Source organism: Pseudomonas defluvii (assembly GCF_001695625.1).
Lineage (GTDB): Bacteria > Pseudomonadota > Gammaproteobacteria > Pseudomonadales > Pseudomonadaceae > Aquipseudomonas > Aquipseudomonas defluvii.
Window position 1 is genome coordinate 1 of record NZ_MBPN01000060.1, and the last position, 25,629, is coordinate 25,629.

27 protein-coding genes are annotated in these 25,629 nt (G+C 59.9%); 15 read left to right on the forward strand and 12 right to left on the reverse strand.

The window, feature by feature from the left end; genetic code table 11:
* Positions 1 to 59 precede the first annotated feature (59 nt).
* A complete protein-coding gene (locus EKA13_RS16490) occupies positions 60 to 524 on the reverse strand; it encodes an outer membrane lipoprotein (protein ID WP_065760426.1) in 465 nt (154 codons plus the stop codon).
* Between the two features lie 150 nt (positions 525 to 674).
* Here EKA13_RS16490 and EKA13_RS16495 point away from each other — a divergent pair, with 150 nt between their 5' ends.
* The gene (locus EKA13_RS16495; RefSeq protein ID WP_065760427.1) at positions 675 to 911 is read left to right on the forward strand and encodes a hypothetical protein; all 237 of its coding nucleotides are present in this window, start codon (positions 675 to 677) and stop codon (positions 909 to 911) included.
* Here EKA13_RS16495 and pdxH read toward each other — a convergent pair.
* From pdxH to dinG, 5 genes are all read right to left on the reverse strand, one after another.
* The gene (gene pdxH / locus EKA13_RS16500; RefSeq protein WP_065760428.1) at positions 908 to 1,555 is read right to left on the reverse strand and encodes a pyridoxamine 5'-phosphate oxidase; all 648 of its coding nucleotides are present in this window, start codon (positions 1,553 to 1,555) and stop codon (positions 908 to 910) included. The genes EKA13_RS16495 and pdxH overlap by 4 nt on opposite strands.
* Positions 1,556 to 1,573: 18 nt before the next feature.
* Entirely contained in the window at positions 1,574 to 2,554 is a 981-nt protein-coding gene (locus EKA13_RS16505; RefSeq protein ID WP_065760429.1) for an OmpA family protein, read from the reverse strand.
* Positions 2,555 to 2,654: 100 nt separating this feature from the next.
* The gene (locus tag EKA13_RS16510; protein ID WP_065760430.1) at positions 2,655 to 3,800 is read right to left on the reverse strand and encodes a serine hydrolase domain-containing protein; all 1,146 of its coding nucleotides are present in this window, start codon (positions 3,798 to 3,800) and stop codon (positions 2,655 to 2,657) included.
* 150 nt (positions 3,801 to 3,950) lie between these two features.
* On the reverse strand, positions 3,951 to 6,149 hold the full coding sequence (locus EKA13_RS16515) for a beta-galactosidase (RefSeq protein ID WP_065760431.1): 2,199 nt from the start codon (positions 6,147 to 6,149) through the stop codon (positions 3,951 to 3,953).
* Between the two features lie 82 nt (positions 6,150 to 6,231).
* Complete coding sequence (gene dinG / locus EKA13_RS16520) at positions 6,232 to 8,376, reverse strand: ATP-dependent DNA helicase DinG (protein ID WP_065760432.1); 2,145 nt, start codon at positions 8,374 to 8,376, stop codon at positions 6,232 to 6,234.
* Between the two features lie 97 nt (positions 8,377 to 8,473).
* On the opposite strand from dinG, the gene EKA13_RS16525 reads away from it, so the two are divergent.
* Positions 8,474 to 8,938 carry a CopD family protein gene (locus EKA13_RS16525; RefSeq protein WP_065760433.1) on the forward strand — a complete coding sequence of 155 codons (465 nt, stop codon included), beginning with the start codon at positions 8,474 to 8,476 and terminating at the stop codon, positions 8,936 to 8,938.
* 77 nt (positions 8,939 to 9,015) lie between these two features.
* On the opposite strand, the gene EKA13_RS16530 is transcribed toward EKA13_RS16525, so the two are convergent.
* The 3 genes from EKA13_RS16530 to EKA13_RS16540 form a co-directional block, all read right to left on the reverse strand.
* Positions 9,016 to 9,774: a collagen-like triple helix repeat-containing protein gene (locus EKA13_RS16530; protein WP_065760434.1), complete on the reverse strand. Its 759-nt coding sequence runs from the start codon at positions 9,772 to 9,774 to the stop codon at positions 9,016 to 9,018.
* Entirely contained in the window at positions 9,767 to 10,042 is a 276-nt protein-coding gene (locus EKA13_RS16535; RefSeq protein ID WP_065760435.1) for a DUF1145 domain-containing protein, read from the reverse strand. Before EKA13_RS16535 ends, EKA13_RS16530 begins: the two co-directional genes overlap by 8 nt.
* A gap of 196 nt (positions 10,043 to 10,238) precedes the next feature.
* A complete protein-coding gene (locus EKA13_RS16540; RefSeq protein ID WP_065760436.1) occupies positions 10,239 to 10,925 on the reverse strand; it encodes a PA1041 family peptidoglycan-binding anchor lipoprotein in 687 nt (228 codons plus the stop codon).
* A gap of 128 nt (positions 10,926 to 11,053) precedes the next feature.
* Here EKA13_RS16540 and EKA13_RS16545 point away from each other — a divergent pair, with 128 nt between their 5' ends.
* From EKA13_RS16545 to EKA13_RS16595, 11 genes are all read left to right on the forward strand, one after another.
* Positions 11,054 to 11,548: a DUF6231 family protein gene (locus EKA13_RS16545; protein WP_065760437.1), complete on the forward strand. Its 495-nt coding sequence runs from the start codon at positions 11,054 to 11,056 to the stop codon at positions 11,546 to 11,548.
* A 4-nt stretch (positions 11,549 to 11,552) separates the two neighbouring features.
* A complete protein-coding gene (locus EKA13_RS16550) occupies positions 11,553 to 12,029 on the forward strand; it encodes a YchJ family protein (RefSeq protein WP_065760438.1) in 477 nt (158 codons plus the stop codon).
* A gap of 4 nt (positions 12,030 to 12,033) precedes the next feature.
* On the forward strand, positions 12,034 to 12,507 hold the full coding sequence (locus EKA13_RS16555) for an LEA/WHy family protein (RefSeq protein ID WP_065760439.1): 474 nt from the start codon (positions 12,034 to 12,036) through the stop codon (positions 12,505 to 12,507).
* A 5-nt stretch (positions 12,508 to 12,512) separates the two neighbouring features.
* Complete coding sequence (locus EKA13_RS16560; RefSeq protein ID WP_083199829.1) at positions 12,513 to 12,716, forward strand: SEC-C metal-binding domain-containing protein; 204 nt, start codon at positions 12,513 to 12,515, stop codon at positions 12,714 to 12,716.
* Positions 12,717 to 12,842: 126 nt separating this feature from the next.
* Positions 12,843 to 13,487 carry a glutathione binding-like protein gene (locus tag EKA13_RS16565; RefSeq protein ID WP_065760440.1) on the forward strand — a complete coding sequence of 215 codons (645 nt, stop codon included), beginning with the start codon at positions 12,843 to 12,845 and terminating at the stop codon, positions 13,485 to 13,487.
* Positions 13,488 to 13,603: 116 nt separating this feature from the next.
* Positions 13,604 to 16,045 carry a penicillin acylase family protein gene (locus tag EKA13_RS16570; protein ID WP_065760441.1) on the forward strand — a complete coding sequence of 814 codons (2,442 nt, stop codon included), beginning with the start codon at positions 13,604 to 13,606 and terminating at the stop codon, positions 16,043 to 16,045.
* A 388-nt stretch (positions 16,046 to 16,433) separates the two neighbouring features.
* Positions 16,434 to 17,216, forward strand: coding sequence for a transporter substrate-binding domain-containing protein (locus EKA13_RS16575; RefSeq protein ID WP_065760442.1), 783 nt, complete (start codon positions 16,434 to 16,436; stop codon positions 17,214 to 17,216).
* A 131-nt stretch (positions 17,217 to 17,347) separates the two neighbouring features.
* Positions 17,348 to 18,076, forward strand: coding sequence for an ABC transporter permease (locus EKA13_RS16580; protein ID WP_065760443.1), 729 nt, complete (start codon positions 17,348 to 17,350; stop codon positions 18,074 to 18,076).
* A complete protein-coding gene (locus EKA13_RS16585) occupies positions 18,073 to 18,783 on the forward strand; it encodes an ABC transporter permease (RefSeq protein WP_065760444.1) in 711 nt (236 codons plus the stop codon). The genes EKA13_RS16580 and EKA13_RS16585 overlap by 4 nt, the downstream gene beginning before the upstream one ends.
* 8 nt (positions 18,784 to 18,791) lie before the next feature.
* Positions 18,792 to 19,907: a succinylglutamate desuccinylase/aspartoacylase family protein gene (locus EKA13_RS16590; protein WP_065760445.1), complete on the forward strand. Its 1,116-nt coding sequence runs from the start codon at positions 18,792 to 18,794 to the stop codon at positions 19,905 to 19,907.
* A 16-nt stretch (positions 19,908 to 19,923) separates the two neighbouring features.
* Positions 19,924 to 20,688, forward strand: a complete 765-nt coding sequence (locus EKA13_RS16595) for an ABC transporter ATP-binding protein (RefSeq protein ID WP_065760446.1) — start codon at positions 19,924 to 19,926, stop codon at positions 20,686 to 20,688.
* Positions 20,689 to 20,710: 22 nt separating this feature from the next.
* Here the strand turns inward: EKA13_RS16595 and EKA13_RS16600 are convergent, their stop codons facing one another.
* Positions 20,711 to 20,938: a hypothetical protein gene (locus EKA13_RS16600; RefSeq protein WP_065760447.1), complete on the reverse strand. Its 228-nt coding sequence runs from the start codon at positions 20,936 to 20,938 to the stop codon at positions 20,711 to 20,713.
* Positions 20,939 to 21,031: 93 nt separating this feature from the next.
* Positions 21,032 to 21,598 carry a dCTP deaminase gene (gene dcd / locus EKA13_RS16605; RefSeq protein WP_065760448.1) on the reverse strand — a complete coding sequence of 189 codons (567 nt, stop codon included), beginning with the start codon at positions 21,596 to 21,598 and terminating at the stop codon, positions 21,032 to 21,034.
* A gap of 351 nt (positions 21,599 to 21,949) precedes the next feature.
* Here dcd and EKA13_RS16610 point away from each other — a divergent pair, with 351 nt between their 5' ends.
* Entirely contained in the window at positions 21,950 to 22,159 is a 210-nt protein-coding gene (locus EKA13_RS16610) for a cold-shock protein (protein ID WP_009396490.1), read from the forward strand.
* Positions 22,160 to 22,281: 122 nt separating this feature from the next.
* On the opposite strand, the gene apbC is transcribed toward EKA13_RS16610, so the two are convergent.
* Positions 22,282 to 23,376 (reverse strand): iron-sulfur cluster carrier protein ApbC, encoded by a 1,095-nt coding sequence (gene apbC / locus EKA13_RS16615; RefSeq protein WP_065760449.1) that lies wholly within the window; start codon positions 23,374 to 23,376, stop codon positions 22,282 to 22,284.
* A 152-nt stretch (positions 23,377 to 23,528) separates the two neighbouring features.
* Between apbC and metG the strand changes: the two genes are divergently transcribed.
* Positions 23,529 to 25,568, forward strand: coding sequence for a methionine--tRNA ligase (metG, locus tag EKA13_RS16620; protein WP_065760450.1), 2,040 nt, complete (start codon positions 23,529 to 23,531; stop codon positions 25,566 to 25,568).
* Positions 25,569 to 25,629 lie beyond the last annotated feature (61 nt).

The window sequence follows — 25,629 nt, forward strand, 5'->3', positions numbered from 1 at the left end:
AATAAAAAACCCCGACCGGCCAAGCCGCGTCGGGGTTTTGTTTTTTATGCGCCGGGGTATCAGCGAGTCACGCGGCTGGTGCCGTCGACGGTCATGATGCGTACACGGTCACCCACGCGGAAAATCTCGTTTTCCTGAACCTGTTGCACATAGGCGCGCATGCTCCCGTCATCTTCGCGCACGGTGATTTCAACACCCTGAGTACGCGTAATGCCCTCTTCTGCCGCAGAGCCGAGCAGGCCGCCGGCAACCGCGCCAATCACGGCGGCCACTACGCTGCCACGGCCACCACCAACGCCACTGCCGGCTACGCCACCAACGATGGCACCCGCACCACCACCGATGGGCGTCTTGGTACCTTCGATTTTCACCGGTCGCAGAGACTCAATGGTCCCCATGCGTACGGTCTGCACGCGCCGAGCCTCATCACGGGAGTAGGAGTCACCGGTCAGGCTGGACGCACAACCACCAAGAAGCAGTGACAGGGTGGTCACGGACGCTACCAGCAGAACAGATTTACGCATAGGATCATCTCCAAAAGACAAGTTGCCATTAGACTCCGCGCGTTGACGGCTGTCACGACAGCGGCAGTATAAAATTGCTTCCATACAGCATCCGTACAGGCGGCCCATCGACCGGTCTGTAAAAACTGTTTTTACTGCGCAGGGATAAACATGGATTACTTCATCATCGCGGCCACTACCGTCGCGGGTTTGTACTTCCACTGGTGGCTCTACGTCCGCATCAAGCGCTGGTCGGACCGTGACCTGGCGCTCTCGTTGGCAGGTAGCGATCCCCTGAAGCGCGAGTACATGCTACAGCGGTTAGACAGCGCCAAGACCCAGAAGGTCAAACGCCGTGACCTGGCAGCCTGGCTGGAACGCGAAGCTGCCGGGTATCAGGCGAGTTAAGGCGCCAGGCGCTCACGCACCCAGTGCCCATCCACCAAGCGGTAGTTGAGGCGGTCATGCAAACGGCTTGGGCGCCCCTGCCAGAATTCGATGCGATCGGGCAGCAAACGGTAACCGCCCCAATGCTCAGGGCAATGCGGCTGGCTGTCGCTGAAGCGCTGCTCAGTGTCCTTGAGCAACGCTTCGAGCTCTGCACGGTCTGCAATCACCTGGCTCTGCGGTGAAGCCCAGGCCCCCAGGCGACTGCCCAAAGGGCGAACCTGGTAGTACGCATCGGACTCCTGTGGCGACACCTTGACCACCTTGCCTTCAATGCGCACCTGCCGCTCCAGGGCTGGCCAGAAGAAGGTCATGGCGCCATAAGGGTTGTACAGCAGTTGCATGCCCTTGGCGCTGTCATAGTTTGTAAAGAACGTGAAACCCTGCTCATCCAACCCCTTGAGCAACAACACGCGACAATGTGGACGGCCATCTGCATCGACCGTCGCCAGGGTCATGGCGTTGGCCTCTACAGGTGGCTGTTCGGTTTTAACAGCTTCAGCGAACCATTGGTGGAACAGAACGAACGGCTCGCTCGGTGCCTGGGCTTCAGCCAGTCCATCACGGGTGTAGTCACGGCGCATATCGGCCAGGGTCTGGGTCATAGCAGCGTTCCTTGACGATCAGTTGGTCTTCGCGGTACTGACGGCAGCAACATCCTTCGCCGCTGGCGCTTTCTTGGCCGTTGGCTTGGCAGCTGGCTTGCTGGCTGCAGCCTTCTTCACCGCGGTGTTCTTCTTCGCTACGGTTTTCTTGGCCGCCGCGGCTTTCTTGGTCGGCGTCTTGGCCGATGGTTTGGCTGCGACCTTGGCCGGTGCTTTGGCATCCTGTACCGCAACCAGCTCAGCCGGGCTTGGCGTTGGTTGACTGTACTTGCTGAGCAACGCCAGCATGGTGTCTTGCGGGGTCAGTACCATCTCCACCCGACGGTTCAACGCACGGCCTTTCTGGCTGTCATTGGCCGCACGCGGCATCAACGAGCCCATGCCACGCAGCATCAAGCGGTCACGTTGCAGGCCGCTGAGACGGAAAATCGCTGCCACCGACTGTGCCCGCTCCTGGCTGGTCTTCTGGTTAGCCGCTGTCGCACCGCTGGTATCACCATGCCCCACGACCAAAACAGCTGTTTTGGGATCGCTCTCGATGACCTTGGCCACCTGAGTGATCGGCCCTAACGTGACCGGCAGCAACATTGCAGGGCGATCAGGGTTGAATGAGCTGTCAACCGGCGCAGTGATGACCAGTACATTATCACGGCGCTCCAGTTCGAACTTGCTGCCCTTGATCGCTTGACGCAAGCGCGGTTCATAGTTGTCGAGCCAGGCCTGGGTCACCTTCGGATCAGGCATCTTCAAGGCTTTAGGTGCATCTACCTTCTTGCTCTCGCCAAATGGCCACCACCCGTGGCTCTCACTTTCAGACTTGGCGTCGGCCTTGGCCACTTTCTCATCGATCGCTTTTTTCACATCCTGATCAGCAACCTTTTCGCTACCACCAAATGGCCACCAGCCATGATCGTTTTTCGCCGAAGCGTTCTGCGGGTGCTGGGCGCATCCGGTTACCGCAAGGCACAAAGCAAGCGCGAGCGTTTTATGAGAGTACATCAACGATACACCGTAAAAAGGATTAAGAATCGGCCGATACAGCCGGGCCGTTGGAAAGCAAAATGGGCCATGGGTTCCAGCACCTGGTCGACATGACTGGTCACAGGCACGTCGCTAGCACCCGTACAAGTTTCTGGGCACGCGGGTCCATCAACACATAGGGGCCCAGGGTGTTGGTGACAAAGCCAAAGGCAACATCGTATTCAGGGTCGGCAAAGCCAACCGAACCACCCGCTCCCGGGTGCCCGAACGCCCTGCGCCCGAGGCCAAAGGTGGCATTGGGAACGTTTGGTTGATCCAGCATCACGCCCAGGCCGAACCGGGTCTGCGTCAGCAAGGTCAGGTCCTGGCCGATACTGTGCTCGCGGGTCAACTCATCCAGAAGCTCCGCCTCAAGCAGGCTGCCCTCCAGCAAACCGGCATAGAAACCGGCCAGGCTTCTGGCATTGCCATGACCATTGGCCGCTGGCTGCTGCATACGGCGCCACTCTGGCTTGTTGGTGCTGGTGAGCACCGAAGGCGGGTTGGTAAACGCTCGTGTCGATAATGCCTGGGGCTCGCGCATGGTCACTTGCAGCAGGCGCTGGGCCGCTTCATCCCCCATCACACCTTTGCCACGGGCGACGTGAGCAACGCGGTGAAACGCTTCATCGGCCAAGCCGATGTGGAAATCCAGGCCCAATGGCCGTGCGGTACGTGCAACGATTGAGGTACCCGGCTCCCGACCATCAGCGCGGCGAATCAATTCGCCAACCAGCCAACCGAAGGTAATCGCGGCATAGCCATGGGCAGTACCGGGCGTCCACCAGGGGGCTTCGGCGGCAAGGGTATCGACCATTGTCTGCCAGTTGTACAACGCTTCGGCAGGCAGTAATTCACGGATGGCAGGCAGGCCGGCTTGATGGCAAAGCAACTGGCGCAGGGTGATGGCTTCTTTACCTGCCGCTGCGAACTCCGGCCAGTAGCGCGCCACTGGCGCGTCGAGCTGCAACTTGCCCTCACCGACCAGTTGCAGTGCAGTCACGGCAGTAAAGGCCTTGGTGCAGGAGAACACATTGGCGATGGTGTCGCTGTGCCAGGCCTGCTCGCCGTCCTTGTCAGCGCTACCGGCCCATAGATCGACCACCGTCTCTCCGCCAACCTGAATACACAGCGCTGCGCCGCGCTCCTGAGGATCGTCGAACAAACCGGCAAAGGCTTCGCGTACTGCTTCGAACTGAAGTTCGTAATGACCCTGAATCTGCACCCGCCGACTCCCTGCACAACCCGTGTTCTAAATGGCGTGCATTGTTCCAGCCTGACGCCGATTTGGGAACAGATAGCTGGCGAATGGTTGCGCGGGACAATACCGCCCAGATCGGCTCCTGCAACAACCGCAGGAGCCGAGAGTTGAACCCTACTTGGCGAGCTGTTCCTGAGCCTGCAGGTTGGCCTTGCGTACGGCACCGATAAAACCCTGGAACGGTACATCGGTAATGCCGACCAGACCAAAGTGACCGTTTTCACCGTCGAGCAAACGTCCGCTGGCAGGCTGGTCCATGTATTGGAACCAGTGCGCGCCAACAATCATAGGCTCGGCCAAAGCGGCCTTGAGGAAGTTCGCATAGGCAGGCCCTCGGTCTTCTTCCCGGGCAACCTCCATTGGCCCGGGCCAAAACGGCCCACGGTCCCTTGAGCCGAACTGAAACTCGGACACCAGTACCGGCTTGTCCAGTGCCTTGAGCTGAGTGAAGTCATAGCCATCTTGAGGCGTGGGCGTGTAGAAATTGAAACTGATCACATCACAGTACTCGGCACAGGCTGCAACCGCCTCCGGACTGCTCACCGCATAGCGGCCGCCCAGTAACAGGTGGTTGGGCGCATGCCAGTTCAACGCGTCGTCGATGGTCTTGAAGTAGGTTTGCGCAAATACCTTCTGGAAATACTGGTAATCCGCTTCTATCTCGGGGTGCTCAGGATTAGGCAGTGGCGCCTCGAATCCCGGGTCTTCCATGAGTTCCCAGGCCGTCAGCTGGATGCCCCAGGCCTTGGACAACCCCTCCTGGTTGCGGTACTTGTCTCGCAGTTGCTTGAGAAATGCGCGCTTGGCGGCCACGTCCGTAGTCTGGCGCAATGTACCGAACGCCAAGGCATAGCGGGCCTTCGGGTCGTCGCCCGGTGCCGCCCAGGCCAGTTCGTTATCCGCGAAGTATCCGATCAACCAGGGATCATCCCGGTGATCACGCGCAGCGATGGCCACTGCGCGCTCGGTCGCCATCGCAAAACGCGGATCAAACGGGTCGGGCATGGCCCCCCACCAATCCATCCCGGTACTGATACTGCTGTAGTCGCCCACGATGGCCAGCGGCAGGGTGTAAGGCACGCGACCAAGTTGCCCCAGGGCCGGGTCGCTCCAGTTACCCAAGGTGTTGAAGCCCCAGGCCTGCAATCGGTCGAGGGCATGAGACTGCCAGCGCTTGGCATCAAGGCTCACCGCAGGACAGTGACTGGCATCGGCACAGGGCTGGCCGTAGCTGCGCTCAAGGTTGGCAGCATAGAAATCGAACCAACGGCCCTGATCGAACGCGCGACCACGGGAGGAACCATTGCCATCGTGATTGTTCCCTTCACCATAGAGGGACGCCAACCGCTCCTGGCCTTGCGGCAGGCTCGTAAACATAGCCTCACGGCCCTCGACATAGGTACGGCCACCCTCTGCAGCCACGGTGTTGACCCCCAGCGAGTAGAACGGATGCCCTTCAGGTGTGACCAGGAACCAGCGACCGTCGCGCTTCTCGGTACGAAAGAAGCCCTTGGCCTCAAAGGCCAGCCCGCCCTTCCAGCCACCGAAGGTATCTAGCGGCAACTTGGCACGCTCAGCCAGCCACCCCTTGAGCTGTTGCTGTTCCTTGGCAGCAGCGCTGCGCAGTTGCTCATCACTGGTCACCTTCTCAGGCCAGCGGCCACGACTGAACTGGCCATAGACATCGATAATGCCGGCATAAGCGGCCTTTTGCAGTTGATCGTCGTCCTGTGTGCCGAAACGCTCGATGAGCACGCTTTGCGCGACATTGGGCTTGGTCATCGACAAGGTCACCGACACCACCTGCGAGAGGTCCAGTTCGCCCGCACTGCTGGTCAGCAACACGCGCTGGCCCTCATGCACCCAGGGCATCGGCGGCCCGGCACGCATGCCCTGGCTCAGCGGTGAACTGGCCTTGAGCGGCACCCATACAGTCTGTGCAGGGCCGGCAGGCAGGTCGATGCGACTGGTAAGGGTTTTGCCATCGCTGCTCTGGAGCGTGACATCCAGCGTCAACGCCCAATCCATTGCACTTTGCAGGCGCAAGGTCATGGCGCTTGCATTTGACCAGTCCCAGGCCCCCGTCTGCGGGCTGAGGCGCAGGCTCGGACGCTGCGCCGGGTTGAAAACCACACGCCGCAGCACCTCGCCTTCCGCCGTTTGCTCTGCATTGTACTGCGGCAAGCTGGCATCCTCGGTCGCGACCTGCACCACGGCGGTCGGACGAACGAAGCTGAACAGCGTCTGTTGCCCGGCCAGAAGCGGCTGAGCGAACAACAGGGCGAATACGGCAGGCAGGGTGCGGTGAAGCATAAGGCTGGAGCTCTCCTTGATGACCCGGGTGGGGCCTTGATCTCAGTGATAGACAACGCCCAGGTACATTAAGCTCCGGGCGTCAGGAAATTTCCCGGCGAAAAGGTGGCAATGCGTTGAGAATAGCCTTGCCATAGCGTTGAGTGACCACGCGACGATCAAGCAGGGTAATGATGCCGCGGTCTTCCTCTGTACGCAGCAGGCGACCACAGGCCTGGATCAGGCGCAAGGACGCATCCGGGACAGCAATCTCCATGAACGGATTACCGCCTCGCGCTTCGATCCATTCGGCCAACGCGGCTTCAACCGGGTCATCAGGTACCGCGAAGGGGATCTTGGCGATGACCACGTGCTCGCAGTAGGCCCCCGGCAGGTCGACACCTTCAGCAAAACTGGCCAAACCAAACAGCACACTGGAATCGCCACCGTCCACCCGCGCCTTGTGCTTGTTCAAGGTTTCCTGCTTGGACAGGTTGCCCTGGATAAACACCTGCTTGCGCCAATCACGGTCCAGGCCATCGAAGACGTCCTGCATCTGTTTACGCGACGAGAACAGCACCAGCGAGCCCCGCGAGCCTTCGACCAACTCAGGCAGGTCGCGGATGATCGCGGCTGTATGTGCAGCCGCATCACGCGGGTCGGCGCGCAAGTCAGGCACACGCAGCACGCCTGCGTCGACATGGTGAAACGGGCTCGGCACAACCGCAGTCACAGCGGCCTTGGGTAAACCCGCACGCATGCGGAAGCGGTCGAATTTACCGAGGGCTGTCAGGGTAGCGGAGGTAACCAGTGCGCCATGGGCCACGCTCCAGAGGTTGCGCCGGAGCATTTCGGCGGCAAGGATCGGGCTGGCGTTAACCTCAATGTCAAACAATGCGCCGCTTTCGGCCAAGGTCAGCCAACGCGCCATGGGCGGGCTGTCCTCGGGATCTTCGGCGGTAAAGGCAGTCCACAGTTCCCAGTTGCCCTGGGCGCGCATCAACAAACTGCCGAACAGCGGGTACCACTCTTCAGCCTGATGGCTGGCGATGCCGATGTTCACCTCGCCATCCATACCCTCCTTGAGCAACTCGGTCAGGCGGGTGAACAGGTCGTTCAGGCGCGAAAAGCCTTTCTTCAGTTCAATACCCATTTCCCGCATGTGCTCAGGCACCACGCCAGCCACAAAACGGTGACGCGGGCGCTCACGGCCCTCCATGTCTTCACCGGCACGGAAATCCGCCAGTTGCTCGCAGGCCGTGAACATGAACTGTTGCTGCGTCTTGATCTCTCGCGCCAGCTCCGGCACCTGTTCGATCAGCTTGCCGAGGTCGCCCGGCAGTGGATGCTGGGCCAACAGCTTGGTCAGGTTCTTGGCCGTTTGCTCAAGCCAGTCGGCGGTGGAGCGCAAACGCGTGTAGTGCGCGAAATGGCCAATGGCCTTGTCCGGCAGGTGGTGCCCTTCGTCGAAGACATAAATAGTGTCGCGCGGATCGGGCAGCACTGCACCACCGCCCAGGGCCAGGTCGGCCAGGACCATGTCATGGTTGGTCACGATGACATCGACCTTGCCCATGCCTTCACGGGCCTTGTAGAAGGTACATTGCTGGAAATTCGGGCAATGTCGGCCGGTGCATTGGCTGTGATCAGTGGTCAACCGTGCCCAGTCCTGATCCTCCAGAGCCTGAGGCCAGCTGTCGCGGTCACCGTCCCATTTATTGCCGGCAAGTTTCTCGATCATGCTGGTGAAGAGCTTCTGGCTGGCTTCGTCCACCTCGATCTTGAAGCCTTCTTCCTCGAACAACTGGGCCGTCGCCGACTGTGCATGGCCTTCCTGCAACAGCAGGTCGAGCTTGGACAGGCACAGGTAGCGCCCACGCCCCTTGGCCAGGGCGAAGCTGAAGTTCAGGCCACTGTTGCGCATCAGGTCCGGCAGGTCCTTGAATACGATTTGCTCCTGCAGGGCAACCGTGGCGGTGGCAATCACCAGGCGCTTGCCAGCAGCCTTGGCCGCCGGAATCGAAGCGAGGCTGTAGGCCACGGTTTTACCCGTACCGGTACCGGCCTCGACCGCCACCACCGCAGGGTCGCCGCTGCGTCGTCCCTCGTCGTCGCACTCGATATCGCCCAATACTTTGGCGACTTCGGCAATCATCAGGCGCTGGCCATAGCGCGGCTTGAGGCTCTTGGCTTCGAGAAAACGCGAGTAGGCGCCCTGAATTTGGGATTTGAGTTCGTTGCTGATCATGGTGTCGGGGCGCCCGAAGGGCTGGATATATTTTCAGTGTTTCGATTGGGCCGCTATCATAACCCGCTATTGCCCTTTGCGCTGAACGGAGTTCCCGATGACCGCCTTTGCCATCCCTTATAGCCTGCATGTTCTGGCCACCCTGGTCTGGGTCGGCGGCATGTTCTTCGCCTGGCTGGTACTGCGCCCGGCCGCTGTTGCCGCCCTGGACGGCCCTGCTCGCCTGCGCCTCTGGGTAGAAGTGTTTCAGCGTTTTTTCGTATGGGTCTGGGTCGCCGTCGCAGTGCTGGTGATCAGCGGCATGGGCATGCTGCACCTGCGCTTTGCCGGTTTTGAAACGGCCCCACGCTATGTACAGGTGATGATTGGCGGCGCTATCGCCATGTTGGCGCTGTTTATTCGTATCCAGACGTTGCTGCTGCCTGCATTGCGCAAGGCCGTACAGGCTGAAGACTGGTCGGCAGGTGCCGGTGTGCTCGGGCGGATTCGTCGACTGGTCGGCGTAAACCTGCTGCTGGGCCTGGCCGTGGTAGCGGTGGCCTCTTCACGTCTGCTGGTGTGATATCACAAGGCTGATCGGCAGGAGGCGAGCGTGCCAGCGATACAGACGCTGCGTACGTGCCGCCCCCGCCGAGATTGTTACAAACGCTTCAGTGTGAAAGCGCCTGCGGCGCCCGCCAAACCGGGCTGCCCTGGTGCGCCAGGTTTACCGCTCGCGCCGCCTTGGGTACGGTACACAAAGCACCCTTTGCTCGCCCCGCCTTTCCCCGGCTTACCGGCAGCCCCAGCCAGGCCCGGCGCCCCACCATCCACTCGCACCTTGATCTGAGCCTCGGGGTAGCTGGCGGGCAGCGCCAACAGCACACGCCCACCTGCTGCGCCGTCATGGCCATCACCACCGTTCTGGCCGTTCGCCCCGGGTTCAGCCTGCCCCCAGGTACAGCCACCGGCCTTGCCATTGGCCCCATCAAGCCCGACATACCCAGGCGCACCTGCGCCTCCGCGAGCGTCAATCGACAGTTGCACGGCCTGCAAACGATGCAGGCGCAGCTCAAGGTCTCGTCCCGGCATGGCAGCTTTCTCGAATGTCCCGGGGGCACCGTGGGCAAGGATCTGACTGCCATCCGCCAACTCGGCAGCGCCAGCTTCAATACGTAGCGCCTGCGCAGCCGGTACAACCGCGATCCGCGCCTCTCGGCCCAGGCGCAACGAGCCGACATTCAGTTCGGTCAAACTGGCCGGCAACAGCAAGGTCCCGTAGTCCGCCACATCAAGGCGCTCCAGTTGAACCACGCTGCTTTTGTTGGGCAGACGCAGTACCGAATGCGCTCCGACACTCAGGCTCTCGGCCATTGCCAATGGGCTGACCAATGTCAGCAAAACCATGAATTTACGCATGACCTGCCTCCTGGCGCGGTGTCGGTATCGATTGGATGTGGAAAACACCGACAAGCAGGATCTGCAGACGGTCGAACCAACGATGGCTGCGCTCACGCAGAAGACGGTTGAACACCAGCACTTCCAGGACATGCAATGCCAACAATGTCGCCCCAGCGGCGTTGATCAGCAGGTGGAAGGGTTTTTCCGCAGGACTGAGCAGATTCATCAACACCACCCACCAGAACACCACTGTCAAGGCCTTGCCCAGGCCCCAGAACACCTTCATACGCGCCCGCCCCTCTCGACTTGTTCTTTTTATTGGCAATACCAAGACCTCAATCCCTTGGCATCGCCTGCAACAGTAACCCTGCCTCCCGACTTGCGCCAGAGGGTAGCGCCATCGGAAAGGCTTCTGCATCTGCGTTGACACACAGACAACGGCAGGCCCACGGCACGTCTGGGGCCGTGGACCTGATAGAGGCTCAGCGCTCGATCCGGATTTCCACCCGGCGGTTCATGCTGCGGCCATCGTCTGTTTTGTTATCAGCCACTGGCTGACTTTCGCCTGCGCCCCGTACCGATACGAAGCTACTGCGCGGTACGCCGCTTTCAACCAGATAATCGGTCACTGAATAAGCGCGGCGCTCAGACAGTTTCTGGTTGTAGGCATCGCTGCCGACACTGTCGGTATGCCCGGTCACGCTCAGCCTGGCGCCCGGCGCCTCGCTTTTCAGACGACTGGCAACCTTGTCCAGGCGCATTTTATCAGCGGCGGTCAGCTTGGCTGAGTTGAACATGAAGCGGACATCACGAATAACGATCACTTCTTCCTTGACCACTACCGGTTGCTCAACAACCGGTGCAGGTGGGCAACCGTTGGCATCGACCTGAACGCCACGCGGTGTGCCCGGGCACTTGTCGCGGCTGTCCGGCACGCCATCGTGATCTTCGTCACCGTCGCCATGGGCCCAGCAGTAGCCGGCTGCCAGGCCGCCACCGAGCAACGCGCCCCAGCCTGCCCAGCTGGAACTCTCGATCGCACCCAACGCCGCGCCACCGACGCCTCCGACGGCGGCACACTTAGGCCAGTCGGTTTTTTGCAAACCTGCACAACCAGTCAACACGCTGGTTAGCAGAACCAGAGGTAATGCTGTGCGTACTATGCTCATTTGATGCGTCTCCTCGGGGAATCGGTGCATAAGCGATGCTCCGTTGAGTAAAGACCGCACACCCCAACTCCGCCAGCAATAAGCCATGACTCAGTGTAGTCTTGGATTATCTGATTTGAGGACTGCTGATGACCGAGAGTTTTTCCCAACGCACCCCACAGCAGGCATTGGCTGCTCTGCTGGAGCGCCAGGCACCGCAACGCTTGTTGGTCGTAGGCAGCCGTTTCCCGGCTCTGGATGCGTTCGCGCAAGCCCACCCGCAGGCTGAGATTCACGTCACCAATCCCGGCCCCCTCCCCCTTGAACTGGCCTCGCAACGCTTTGATCTGGCACTGTTGGTCGACTGCCTGGAACATTTGCCCAGACGCCAAGGCCTGGAGCTGTTGGGCGGTATCCGAAACCTCAACGCCAGTCGGGTTGCGGTATTGGCCGATCTGCCTGCGTGCGGCTGGAAAGACACCGACTTCTTCGCCCTGGCCCTCCAGGCCAGTGAACGCTTCCAACGCGACGAACAGGTGCTAAGCCTGTTCACCTATGATCTACGAGAATACAAGCAGGTTCCGGACTGGCTGAATGCCAAGTTCTGGGCCAACCCGCAGAATTTTGGAAAGTACTGGTGGTAGAACAATGAGTGTCACGGTTTGTCCCTGTGGCAGCGGCAACCTGCTGGATGCCTGCTGCGGCCACTATCACGCAGGCTCGCCGGCCCCTGACGCACAGACGTTGATGCGTTCGCGCTATAGCGCCTACGTATTGGGGTTGGTCGATTACCTGGTGGCAACCACCCTGCCCATTCAGCAAGCAGGCCTGGACCGCAACGCCATTGCCGAGTGGAGTACGCAGAGCACCTGGCTGGGGCTGGACGTGGAATCTGCGGAAGTCTTTGGCGGACAACCGGAACATGCCTTCGTGACCTTCACCGCACGCTGGCATGACAGCACCGGTGAGCACGCCCATCGCGAGCGTTCGGCATTTGTGCAGAACAAGGGTACCTGGTACTTCATCGACCCAACGGTTGGATTGAAAGCCGGGCGCAATGACCCTTGCCCCTGCGCCAGCGGACAGAAGTTCAAGAAGTGCTGTGCCAGCTATCTAGGAAGCTAGCCTGATGCCTATTCGAACCAGCCTCATGCTGATAAGCCTTCTACTATTGAGTGGCTGTGCGAGCTGGTTCGGAACTCCCTACCAAGACCCAGAGGTTCATCTGGTCAAGGTCGAAACCGTCAAGGCACGTCTGCTGCAACAAGAGTTCGTACTGCATTTTCGCATCGACAACCCCAACGATTCACGTCTGCTGGTCAGGGCACTGCGCTACAAGGTGCGGCTGAATGAGCTGACGCTGGCCGAGGGCGAGTCCGACCAGTGGGTCAATGTGGCCGCCCACAGTCACAAGACATTCAAGGTGCCAATAAGGACCAACCTCTGGGAACACCTCAAGGACGTCGTCAAGCTGCTCAAGCATCCTGAACGACCGATCCACTACCGACTGGATGGCGACCTGAGCAGCGGATTTTTCTGGCCACGCAGCCTGCACTTATCACGCAGTGGTGAGATAATTCCCGGCGATTTTATTCCGGAGTAACCGCAATGACCCAGCAACCTCATGTTCATGGCCCCGATTGCAACCACGATCATGACCATCACCACGATCACGACCATGGTCATGTCCATGGCCCGCACTGCAACCACGCGCCTCAAGAGCCGGTACGCAATGCCCTGAAGGACGTTGGCCGTAACGACCCATGCCCATGCGGCAGCAACAAGAAATTCAAGAAGTGCCACGGGGCCTGAGGGCAGCCGCGTAGATCAACGCTGCATCGAGGTCGCACCTTGTGATATCCATAAGGCGACCGCTGTGCCCAAGCGCAGCCTGGCGGCAGCGACATTGTCGCTGCCGAACCCTCGACGGAGCGTGCCATGATCGACCTGTATTACTGGACTACCCCCAATGGCCACAAAATTACCCTGTTTCTTGAGGAAACCGGGCTGCCCTACCGCATTCACCCGATCAACATCGGCAAAGGCGAACAGTTCGCTGCCGACTTCCTGAAGATCGCCCCGAACAACCGTATTCCAGCGATCGTCGACCATGATCCGGCCGACCATCAGGCGCCGCTGTCGCTGTTCGAATCGGGCGCCATCCTGCTGTACCTTGCGGAAAAAACCGGACACTTCCTGCCCAAGGATCTGCGTGGCCGCCAGGAAACCCTGCAATGGCTGTTCTGGCAAATGGGCGGCCTGGGCCCGATGGCCGGCCAGAACCACCACTTCAACCGGTTCGCGCCCGAAAAAATCCCTTATGCAATCAAACGCTACGTGGATGAAACCGCGCGCTTGTATGGCGTGCTGAACAAACGCCTGGCCGACCGACCGTTCGTCGCTGGAGCCGAGTACAGCATCGCCGACATGGCCATCTACCCGTGGATTGTTTCCCATCAGTGGCAGAGCCAGAACCTCGATGATTTCCCGGCACTCAAGGCCTGGTTCGAGCGCATCAAGGCGCGTCCTGCCACACAGCGGGCCTACGCCTTGGTCGAAAAGATCAACCCGCCACAACCCTGAGTCACAGGCAAGGGGTGCAGCACGTTGAAAATAAAGGCTGTGCCCCCGCTTGCATGGTGTGGTCGCGCTCACTAACGTAGCGCCTTTCCGCCGCCATACCCTGCAGGAGCCTTACCATGGCCTCGCCAGCCTTACCCCCTTTTCTTCCCCGATTCGGCGTTGCCGCAGCGATGCTCGGGCTACTCAGCCTCGGCGGCTGCCAGATGGGCGGCTACCACGACAGCGTACCGCCGACCACGGGTGTACAACCTCTCAAGGGTCTGGCGCAGAACGTTTCGGTGCGGCGCAATGCCATGGGCATGCCGCTGATCGAGAGCAGCACCTTCCATGACGCACTCTTCACCCTGGGCTATGTGCAGGCCGGCGACCGTATTGGTCAGATGGTTGGCATGCGTCTGCTGGCCCAAGGACGCCTGGCAGAAATGGCCGGCCCAGATGCCTTGGAAGTCGACCGCCTGATGCGTGCGGTCAACCTGAAGCAGAGCGCCAACCAGCTCTACGCCGACGCATCACCACGCCTCAAACGCTTCTTTGAAGTCTATGCACGCGGGGTCAACGCCTATCTGTTCCGCTACCGCGACAAGTTGCCAGCCCCGTTGGCCCAGACCGGCTACCGTCCGGAGTACTGGAAGCCGGAAGACTCGGCGCTGATTTTCTGCCTCTACAACTTCAGCCAGTCGGTAAACCTGCAGGAAGAACTCGCGGCCTTGGTGCTGGCGCAGAAAGTCGGCAGCGACAAGCTGGCCTGGCTGCTGCCGAACTATCCGGATGAACCACTTCCGCATGCTGAAGCCGATAAACTGGGCGGACTGAAGCTGAGCAGCCAACTGCCCAACCTGGCTGCACTCAACGCCGTGAGCCAGCAGTTGGCTGCATTCAACCTGCTCGGCGCCCCCGGCTCCAGCAACTGGGCCATAGCCGCACCGCATAGCCGCAGTGGCAAAAGCCTGCTGGCCAGTGACAGCCAAGGTGCATGGGCCTTGAGCCCGGTACAGATCCGTGCGCCGAAATATCAGGCTGCCGGCTTCACCCTTGCAGGCCTTCCACTGGTGCTGTCTGGATTCAACGGCAAGCTGGCCTGGAGCACCAGTGCGGTCATGGGCGATAACCAGGACCTGTTCCTGGAGAAAATCCGCCGTGAAGGGAACCGGCTGTTCTATCAGGTAGACGGCAAATGGCAACCGGCCATGGCCCGTAACGAAACATTCTTCATCAAGGGGCAGCGCCCAATCCGCGACACCCTGTATGACACCCGTCATGGCGCCCTGCTCAACCCAGCGCAGAACGCAAGCCTTGCCCTTGCCCTGCAAACCCCGACGCTCAAAGGCGACAAGAGCCTCGATGCGTTCTTCGACCTGTCGCGCAAGGCCAACGTCGAAGGCGCCTTTGAAACCAGCCGCGAGATTGGTGCTCCGGCACTGAACCTGGTGTTTGCCGATGCCAGCAATATCGGCTGGCAGGTCACCGGCCACTTCCCCAACCGCCGTGAAGGCCAGGGTCTGTTGCCTTCGCCCGGCTGGGAAGGACGTTACGACTGGGACGGCTATGCCGACCCGATGCTCCATCCCTATGACCAGGACCCGCCTCAGGGCTGGCTGGGCAACGCCAACCAGCGCAGCGTACCGCGCGGTTACGGCATGCAACTGTCCAACACCTGGTACTACCCCGAGCGTGCGGAGCGCCTGGCGCAGATGGCAGCCAACGGCAAACATGACAGCCGTAGCCTGATGACCATGCAGAACGACCAGACCACACTGTTCGCTGCCAAGCTCAAAAGCATGTTCCAGGCGCCGGGCATGGCCCAGCCTTTGAAACAGGCTATCGACGCCCTGCCTCAGGATCAACGCGCCAAGGCCCACGAAGCCTACGACCGCCTGATGGCCTTTGATGGCCGTCTCAGTGCCACCTCGGCTGACGCAGCGCTGTACCAGTTGTTCCTGCAGGAAAGTGCCAAACTGACCTTCCTCGATGAATTGGGCCCGGAGACCGGCGCTGCCTGGCAGGCCTTTATCAGTAACGCCCGACTTTCCTACTCGGCACAGGCCGATCATTTGCTCGGACGTGACGACAGCCCATTCTGGGATGACCGCAACACCGCGCAGAAAGAGGACAAACCGACGATCCTCGCGCGTAGCCTGGCGGCTGCGATCAACGTCGGTGAGCGCGAAGTGGGTAGCGACCACCGTACCTGGCAATGGGGCAAGCTGCATCTGTACCGTTGGCCGGTCGCCAGCTTCCATGGCCTGGGCGATACGCTCAACCGTGGGCCGCTGGCCGCAGGCGGAGACCACACCACGCTGAACAGTTCAGCCTATGCCTGGGGGCAGGACTTCAATGCGCGCCTGATGCCGTCCATGCGCATGGTGGTGGATTTCGGCCTGGCCGAACCCCTGCAAGGCATCAGTAGCAGCGGGCAGTCGGGCAACCCAGCCAGCAGCCACTTTGCCGACGGGCTGGATGCCTGGTTCAAAGGCCGCTACGTCAGCTTCCCGATGCAGACACAAAACTTCGAACGTGCCTATGGCAGCAAACGCCTGACCTTGGTGCCGGGTCGATAGCCTCATAACTGCCTTGCGCCCTTGCCCCGATCAAGGGCGCACCACGGTGCATCCCCCCCCACAAAGCCAGGGCCAGCTTGGCCTCGGCTTTGCGCCTGATACTCACATCAAAAAACATCAAAGATTGCCCAAATCCTGGGAAAGCGGTCGACGCACGCTATTGAGGCCTGAAAGTAACAGTCAGGCGCTCTCGGTGCGCCTTGCCTCTTACCCTGTTCCATTCCTGGGCATTAAAGGCACTACAGTTTCCTTGCGACAGGCCTGGTTCAGCGCCTGCTAAGGCCATGCGCAGATATGGTGCGAAATTTGCTATCACATTGATGTCTCACTTCGGTCGGTAACGGCCGGGACACACTTAAAGCACCCCCTCGGACGCAAGGACAACACAATGAAAAAAGCATGGCTGACGCTTTCCGCACTTGCATTGTGCCTGGCCGCTAACACTGCTATGGCCAAGGAGTACAAGGAGTTGCGCTTCGGCGTCGACCCTTCCTACGCACCGTTTGAATCCAAGGCCGCTGATGGCAGCCTGGTGGGCTTCGATATTGATCTGGGCAATGCGATCTGTGCGGAGTTGAAGGTCAAATGCAAGTGGGTTGAAAGTGACTTCGACGGCATGATTCCGGGCCTCAAGGCCAACAAGTTCGACGGTGTGATCTCGTCGATGACCGTCACGCCCGCTCGAGAAAAAGCGATCGACTTCTCAGATGAACTGTTCTCCGGCCCAACCTCGCTGGTTTTCAAGAAAGGCGCAGGCCTGAGCGCCGACCCAGCCTCACTGGCCGGCAAGACCGTAGGCTATGAACAAGGCACCATTCAGGAGGCCTACGCCAAGGCCGTTCTGGACAAGGTCGGGGTGAAGACCCAGGCCTATCAAAACCAGGATCAGGTTTACGCCGACCTGATCTCTGGACGCCTCGATGCCTCGATCCAGGACATGCTGCAGGCTGAACTGGGCTTCCTGAAAACCCCACAGGGCAGCGGCTATGAAGTCAGCAAGCCCGTCGACAGCGAACTGCTACCGTCCAAGACAGCCATCGGTATCCGCAAAGGTAACAGCGAGCTGCAAAAACTCCTCAACAAAGGTATCAAAGCGTTACACGATGATGGCACCTACGAAAAACTGCAGAAAAAACACTTTGGTGACCTGAACCTGTACAGCGGCAAGTAAGCCGCAGAAGCCGGCCTTGCCAAGGGAGGCTCCTGCGCACTGGCGGTTCAGTGCATACGCCTGAATCGCCAGTGCCGTCGGCTCCTGCACTGCCGAATACTGTTTTTTCACCACGGCCATAGGGTCATGTCATGTTCGAAGACCTGCTGCAGCATCTGGGGCTCTCGGCATTCAGCTTGAAGGGTTTCGGCCCACTGCTGTTAAAAGGCACCTGGATGACCATCAATCTGTCGCTGATGTCACTGCTGGTCAGCGTCGGCCTGGGCCTGCTCGGCGCCAGCGCCAAACTCTCTTCCGTACGCGTGCTACGGATTACCGCTCAGGTCTACACCACACTGATTCGTGGAATACCCGATCTTGTGCTGATGCTGCTGATTTTCTACAGCCTGCAAACCTGGCTGACCAGCCTGACCGAAGCACTGGAATGGGATTACATCGAGATCGACCCGTTCGCGGCCGGGGTCATCACCTTGGGCTTCATCTATGGCGCCTACTTCACCGAAACCTTTCGCGGTGCGATTCTCGCGGTTCCCCGTGGCCAGGTCGAAGCGGCGACAGCCTATGGCCTCAAACGCTTCCAGCGCTTTCGCTTTGTGGTCTTTCCGCAAATGATGCGTTATGCCTTGCCGGGTATCGGCAACAACTGGATGGTCATGCTCAAGGCCACCGCGCTGGTGTCGATCATCGGCCTGGCCGACCTGGTCAAGGCAGCCCAGGACGCCGGCAAGAGTACCTATCAGCTGTTTTACTTCCTGGTGCTGGCGGCGTTGATCTACCTGATGATCACCAGTGCCTCGAACGTTGCCCTGCGCTGGCTTGAGCGGCGCTACAACGCAGGTACCCGGGAGGCACTACGATGATCGAACTGCTGCAGGAATACTGGCGTGCTTTTCTCTACACAGACGGTACCCATATCACTGGGCTGGCGATGACGATGTGGCTGCTCTCGGCCTCACTGCTGATCGGCTTTCTCGTCTCCATTCCCTTGTCGATCGCACGGGTTTCGCGGTCTTTCTGGATCCGCATGCCGGTACAGTTCTACACCTACCTGTTTCGTGGCACCCCGCTGTATATCCAACTGCTCATCTGCTACACCGGCATCTACAGCATCGCGGCCGTGCGCGCGCAACCGTTGCTCGACAGTTTCTTTCGCGACGCGATGAACTGCACCATCCTGGCGTTTGCCCTGAATACCTGCGCCTACACCACGGAAATTTTCGCCGGAGCAATCCGCAGCATGGCCCATGGCGAGGTAGAGGCAGCCAAAGCCTATGGCCTGCGCGGCTGGAAACTCTATGCTTACATCATCATGCCGTCGGCCCTTAGGCGCTCGCTGCCGTTCTACAGCAATGAGGTGATCCTGATGCTGCACTCGACCACCGTGGCTTTTACCGCCACGATCCCGGACATCCTCAAGGTCGCCCGCGACGCCAACTCGGCTACATTTCTGACATTTCAGTCGTTCGGTATCGCTGCACTGATCTACCTGAGCGTGACCTTCGCCCTTGTGGGCCTGTTCCGCTTGGCCGAACGACGCTGGCTGGCCTTTCTAGGCCCTGCTCACTAGGACTGTTCATGCATCACAAAACCCACGAAATCCTGGCCCCGGTACCAGGTATCGCCCGGCAAATCCACAGCTTCCATTTCGGCCCCAAAGGCGCCGGTAAAATCTATATCCAGGCGTCACTGCATGCCGACGAACTGCCCGGCATGCTGGTGGCCTGGCACTTGAAGCAACGTTTGAGCACACTGGAAACCCAGGGGCGCCTGCGACAAGAAATCGTTCTGGTACCCATTGCCAACCCGGTGGGCCTCGAACAAGTGCTCATGGACGTTCCACTGGGCCGCTACGAGCTGCAAAGCGGGGAAAACTTCAATCGAAACTTCGTCGATCTCAGCGATGTGATCGGCGATCAGATCGAGGCCAGACTGACGCGGGATGCACAACACAACATCGAGCTGATTCGTCAAAGCCTGCGCCGGGCCCTGGAAGAGCATTCAGCCCTGACACCCCTGCAGTCGCAGCGCCTGACCCTCCAGCGCCTTGCATGCGATGCCGATATGGTCCTCGATCTGCACTGCGACTTCGAGGCCGTAGAACACCTGTACACCACGCCAGAGGCCTGGCCGAAGGTCGAGCCGCTGTCGCGCTACCTTGGCGCGCAGGCCAGCCTGCTGGCAACCGACTCCGGTGGCCAATCCTTCGACGAGTGTTTCACCCTTGTCTGGTGGCAACTGCAACAGCGCTTCGGCAAGCATTACCCGATCCCCCAAGGCAGCTTCTCCGTCACGGTAGAGCTACGGGGTCAAGGCGACGTCAGCCACCCACTGGCCCAGACCGACTGTGAAGCGATCCTGCGCTACCTGGTACATGCCGGTGCCATCGAAGGCGAAACGGCCCCACTGCCCGCGCTGCGCTACCCCGCCACGCCGCTGGCAGGCGTAGAGCCGGTGGCAACACCATTGGGGGGGCTATTGGTGTTCCACGCCAAACCGGGCCAATACCTGCAGGCAGGCGAGCTGATCGCCGAGGTCATCGACCCACTCAACGATCGCGTAACCCCAGTATGTAACACGCAACCCGGCCTGCTCTATGCGCGCTCGTTACGGCGTATGGCGACTGCCGGCATGGTCATTGCCCACGTGGCAGGTCGTGAGGCCTACCGCAGCGGCTACCTGTTATCGCCTTGAGAGTTGAGAGCCGCGCATGTACAAACTGACAATCGAAGACCTGCACAAAAGCTATGGCGAACATCATGTCTTGAAGGGTGTTTCGCTAAAAGCCAACGCGGGTGATGTCATCTGCCTGATCGGCGCCAGTGGCTCGGGCAAGAGCACCTTCCTGCGCTGCATCAACTTTCTGGAACAGCCTGATGATGGTCGTATGACCCTTGATGGCAAACCCGTTGAAATGCGTCATGACCGTCACGGCATGCACGTCGCCGATCCTGATGAGCTGCAACGAATCCGCACACGGCTGGCCATGGTATTCCAGCACTTCAACCTGTGGAGCCACATGACCGTGCTGGAGAACGTCAGCATGGCGCCACGCCGCGTGCTCGGGGTGAGCAAACACGAAGCAGAGGAACGCGCCCGGAAGTACCTGAACAAAGTAGGCCTTGCCCCGCAACTGGCGGAGCAATTCCCGGCCTTTCTCTCCGGCGGTCAACAACAGCGCGTGGCCATCGCCCGTGCGCTGGCCATGGAGCCGGAAGTGATGCTGTTCGACGAACCGACCTCCGCGCTCGACCCGGAACTGGTTGGCGAGGTGCTCAGGGTAATTCAGGGGCTCGCCGAGGAAGGTCGCACCATGATCATGGTCACCCACGAGATGGCCTTCGCACGGCAAGTCTCAAGCCAAGTTCTGTTCCTGCACAAAGGGCTGGTCGAGGAACAAGGGTCGCCGCAGGAGGTACTGGGAGCCCCGAAAAGTGAACGCCTGCGTCAGTTCCTCAGCGGCAACCTGAAGTAAGGTCACGTGAAGGGACGACGGCTCAAGCCACAGGCGCTGGCGGCGGCTCGTCAGGCAACGTCGGCTCGCCCGGCTCCATCGGCTGTGGCGTGCCCGGCTCAGGGGTATTCGGGGTGTCGGGGTCCGGCTGGCCGGGGATCCCGCCTGCACTGACAGGATGTGGGTGCGCAAGCAGCGACCATGCCAGCACACCAACCTGGTTGGGCTGCAGTATCGCCAGCTTGGCGCTGAGGGTCGGGTCGATTTTCATCAGTCACTCCCAATCAGGGCCGGTACACGTAGTGTGCACCGGCGACCTTCATTGGAGTACAGCATACACCCGGAATTCCCTCGCTTCGTCGCCTCAGGCGCGCGGCAAGGTCACGCCACGCTGGCCCTGGTACTTGCCACCACGATCCTTGTACGACACCTCACACTCTTCGTCTGACTCCAGGAACAGCATCTGTGCCACGCCCTCATTGGCGTAGATCTTGGCCGGCAACGTCGTGGTGTTGGAGAACTCCAGAGTGACGTGACCTTCCCACTCCGGCTCCAGCGGCGTTACGTTGACGATGATGCCGCAACGGGCATAGGTGCTCTTGCCCAGGCAAATGGTCAGCACGTTGCGAGGAATACGGAAGTACTCGACCGTGCGTGCCAAGGCGAAGGAGTTCGGCGGAATGATGCAAACGTCACTTTTGATGTCGACAAAACTGCCGGCATCGAAGTTTTTCGGATCGACGGTCGCCGAGTTGATGTTGGTGAACACCTTGAACTCGTCGGCACAACGCACGTCGTAGCCGTAGCTGGAGACGCCAAAGGAGATCAGCCGGTCGGCACCCTCACCGCGCATCTGGCGCTCGACGAAAGGCTCGATCATGCCGTGCTCTTGCGCCATGCGGCGAATCCACTTGTCCGATTTGATGCTCATGGCGGTGTCCTGAAAATAGCGAGGTGAAAAAATCTGATGCGCATCTTACCGGGCCGGGCGCCGGGTTCAAAGTTCCGTGCAGCGGTGGCCGTCAGATAGCGGCCGGATGGCACTTGGACAGGCGCGACATGCACCGTCAGTCATGCATTTGCGCGAAAGCTCAACAAGACCATTGGCACGTTCTGGAAAAAGGGTTAAGGTGGCGTCACTGTGCTGCACAATGTCACTGAGAATCTCTACCTGATGCAAGATTTCGATCAACACATCTTCATGAATTTTCCTGCTCTTTGCACTCAGTCTCGGCCAGGGCGTTTCCTGAACCGTAGTTAACTTTGTCCAAGGAGACATCCAATGTCCAATCGCCAAACCGGTACCGTTAAGTGGTTCAACGATGAAAAAGGCTTCGGCTTCATCACTCCACAATCCGGTGACGACCTGTTCGTACACTTCAAAGCCATCAAGGCTGACGGCTTCAAGAGCCTGAAAGAAGGCCAGCAGGTTTCTTTCGTCGCTACCCGCGGCCAGAAAGGCATGCAGGCTGAAGAAGTAGAAGTTATCTAACTTCCGCTTTTTAGCTTGAAAAAACCCCGCCCTCAACAGGCGGGGTTTTTTTATGCCCTCAGTTTACCCGGCACTGAAATAACCGGCACTGCCGGCGATAGTATCGCCGGCGCCTACAGGCATTAGTCTTCGCTGATGGTAATGCTCGGCATCGCCGGGGTTGCGGCTTCCTGCAGCACGATCCGTGCGCCGACCTGACGTGCCAGCTCCTGGTACACCATGGCGATCTGGCTCTCGGGTTCGGCGATGGCTGTTGGTTTACCGCTATCAGCCTGTTCGCGAATCAGCATCGACAACGGCAATGACGCCAACAACTCGACCCCGTACTGTGCCGCCAGCTTCTCGCCACCGCCTTCACCGAACAGGTGCTCGGCATGGCCACAGTTCGAGCAGATATGTACGGCCATGTTCTCAACCACACCCAGCACCGGAATGTTCACCTTGCGGAACATTTCCACTCCTTTGCGGGCATCCAGCAGGGCCAGATCCTGGGGCGTAGTCACAATAACCGAACCCGCCACCGGCACCTTCTGCGCCAAGGTCAATTGGATATCGCCCGTGCCCGGCGGCATGTCGATCACCAGGTAGTCCAGATTGTCCCATGCGGTCTGTGTCACCAATTGCAGCAAGGCGCCAGAGACCATCGGGCCACGCCACACCATCGGTGTGTTGTCGTCGGTCAGGAATGCCATGGACATGACCTCAACACCGTGAGCCTGAAGTGGCACGAACCACTTCTGATCCTTGACCTTCGGTCGGGTGCCTTCGGGGATGCCAAACATCACACCCTGGCTCGGACCATAGATATCCGCATCCAGAATACCCACACGGGCACCCTCACGGGCCAACGCCAGCGCCAGATTGGCAGCTGTTGTCGACTTGCCGACGCCGCCCTTGCCAGAGGCTACGGCAACGATGTTCTTCACGTTGGCCAACCCTGGAATCTGCGCCTGGGCCTTGTGTGCGGCGATCACGCAGTCGATCTCGACCGAGGCCGCAGCGACACCCTCCATCCCTTCGATGGCGGTCTGCAGCACCTGCGCCCACCCTTTCTTGAACAGCCCGGCGGCATAGCCCAGTTGCAGCTTCACGCTGACGCGTTCGCCCTGGATATCGATGGCCTGGACACAGCCAGCGCTGACCGGATCCTGGTTCAGGTATGGGTCGGTGTATTGACGAAGGACGGATTCGACGGCTGCGCGAGTGACGGCACTCATGGAGACTCCCGATAAAAGACTGAGCAAAACAGGTCACTATGCTAACCCGTGAAACACGCCCAGATACGTGCACGGGGTGAAATATATTTCCCGGCGTTTTATAGTGACCGATCTCCGTTTCATCTCTTGTAGCCGAAAGTAGCCGAGCCCCCATGTCCGAGCCACGCCAGATTCTAGTCACCAGCGCCCTCCCCTATGCCAACGGTTCCATCCACCTTGGCCACATGCTCGAATACATCCAGACCGACATGTGGGTGCGTTACCAGAAGCTTCGCGGTAACCAGTGCATCTATGTCTGCGCTGACGATGCCCACGGCTCGGCAATCATGCTGCGCGCCGAAAAAGAAGGCATCACTCCCGAGCAACTGATTGCCGGCGTGCAAGCTGAGCACAGCAGCGACTTTGCTGACTTCCTGGTGGACTTCGACAACTTCCACTCGACCCACGCCGAAGAGAACCGGGCGCTGTCGAGCCATATCTACCTGAAGTTGCGCGACGCCGGGCACATTGCAACCCGCTCGATCACCCAGTATTTCGACCCGGACAAGAAAATGTTCCTGGCCGACCGCTTCATCAAGGGCACCTGCCCGAAATGCGCGGCAGAAGACCAGTACGGTGACAACTGCGAGAAATGCGGTGCCACCTACGCACCAACCGAACTGAAGAACCCCAAGTCGGCAATCTCCGGCGCCACACCGGTACTGAAAGACTCCCAGCACTTTTTCTTCAAGCTGCCAGACTTCCAGGCCATGCTGCAAAGCTGGACCCGCAGCGGCACCCTGCAGGACGCGGTAGCCAACAAGATCGCCGAATGGCTCGATGCCGGCCTGCAGGAGTGGGACATCTCCCGTGATGCACCGTACTTCGGCTTCGAGATCCCGGACGAGCCTGGCAAATACTTCTACGTCTGGCTGGATGCGCCGATCGGCTACATGGCCAGCTTCAAGAACCTCTGCGAGCGCCGCCCGGAGCTCGACTTCGATGCGTTCTGGAACAAGGACTCGAAAGCCGAGCTGTACCACTTCATCGGCAAGGACATCGTCAACTTCCACGCCCTGTTCTGGCCTGCCATGCTCGAAGGTGCCGGCTATCGCAAGCCTACCGGCATCAACGTCCACGGCTACCTGACGGTCAACGGCCAGAAAATGTCCAAGTCGCGCGGCACGTTCATCAAGGCCCGCACCTACCTGGATCACCTGTCTCCGGAATACCTGCGCTACTACTACGCCGCCAAACTCAGCCGCGGCGTGGACGACCTCGACCTGAACCTCGAAGATTTCGTGCAGAAGGTCAACTCAGACCTGGTTGGCAAGGTGGTGAACATTGCCAGCCGTTGTGCCGGCTTCATCCACAAGGGCAATGACGGTGTAATGGTCGATGGCGACGCAGCACCGGAACTGACCGAAGCCTTCCTGGCCGCTGCGCCCGGCATTGCCGAAGCCTACGAGAACCGCGATTTCGCCCGCGCCATGCGCGAGATCATGGCCCTGGCCGACCGCGCAAACGCCTGGATTGCCGACAAGGCACCTTGGTCCCTGGCCAAGCAGGAAGGCAAGCAGGAAGAAGTCCAGGCGATCTGCGCCCAAGGCGTTAACCTGTTCCGCCAACTGGTGATTTTCCTCAAGCCGGTGCTGCCAGTATTGGCCGCCGATGCCGAAGCATTCCTGAACGTTGCCCCGCTGACCTGGGCCGACCATCAGACCCGCCTCGTCAACCATAAGTTGAACCCGTTCAAGGCCTTGATGAGCCGTATCGACCCGCTCAAGGTCGAGGCCATGACGGCTGCCAGCAAAGAAGACCTGGAAGCGACCCAGACCAGCGTAGCAACTGGCAACGGCGAGCTGGCCAAGGATCCGCTGTCGCCGGAGATCGACTTCGACGCCTTTGCGGCGGTCGACCTGCGTGTTGCCTTGATCCTCAAGGCCGAAGCAGTGGAAGGTGCCGACAAACTGCTGCGCCTGACCTTGGACATCGGTGACGAACAGCGCAACGTGTTCTCCGGCATCAAGTCGGCCTACCCGGACCCGGCCAAGCTGGAAGGTCGGCTGACCATGATGATCGCCAACCTGAAACCACGCAAAATGCGCTTCGGCATCTCCGAAGGCATGGTAATGGCTGCCGGCCCTGGCGGTGAAGAGATCTACCTGTTGAGCCCTGACAGCGGTGCAAAACCGGGTCAACGCATCAAATAAGTGACATCCGCCCCGGTCATCTCAGGCCGGGGCGTTCTCTTCCCTTCGTCGTTGCCGGATA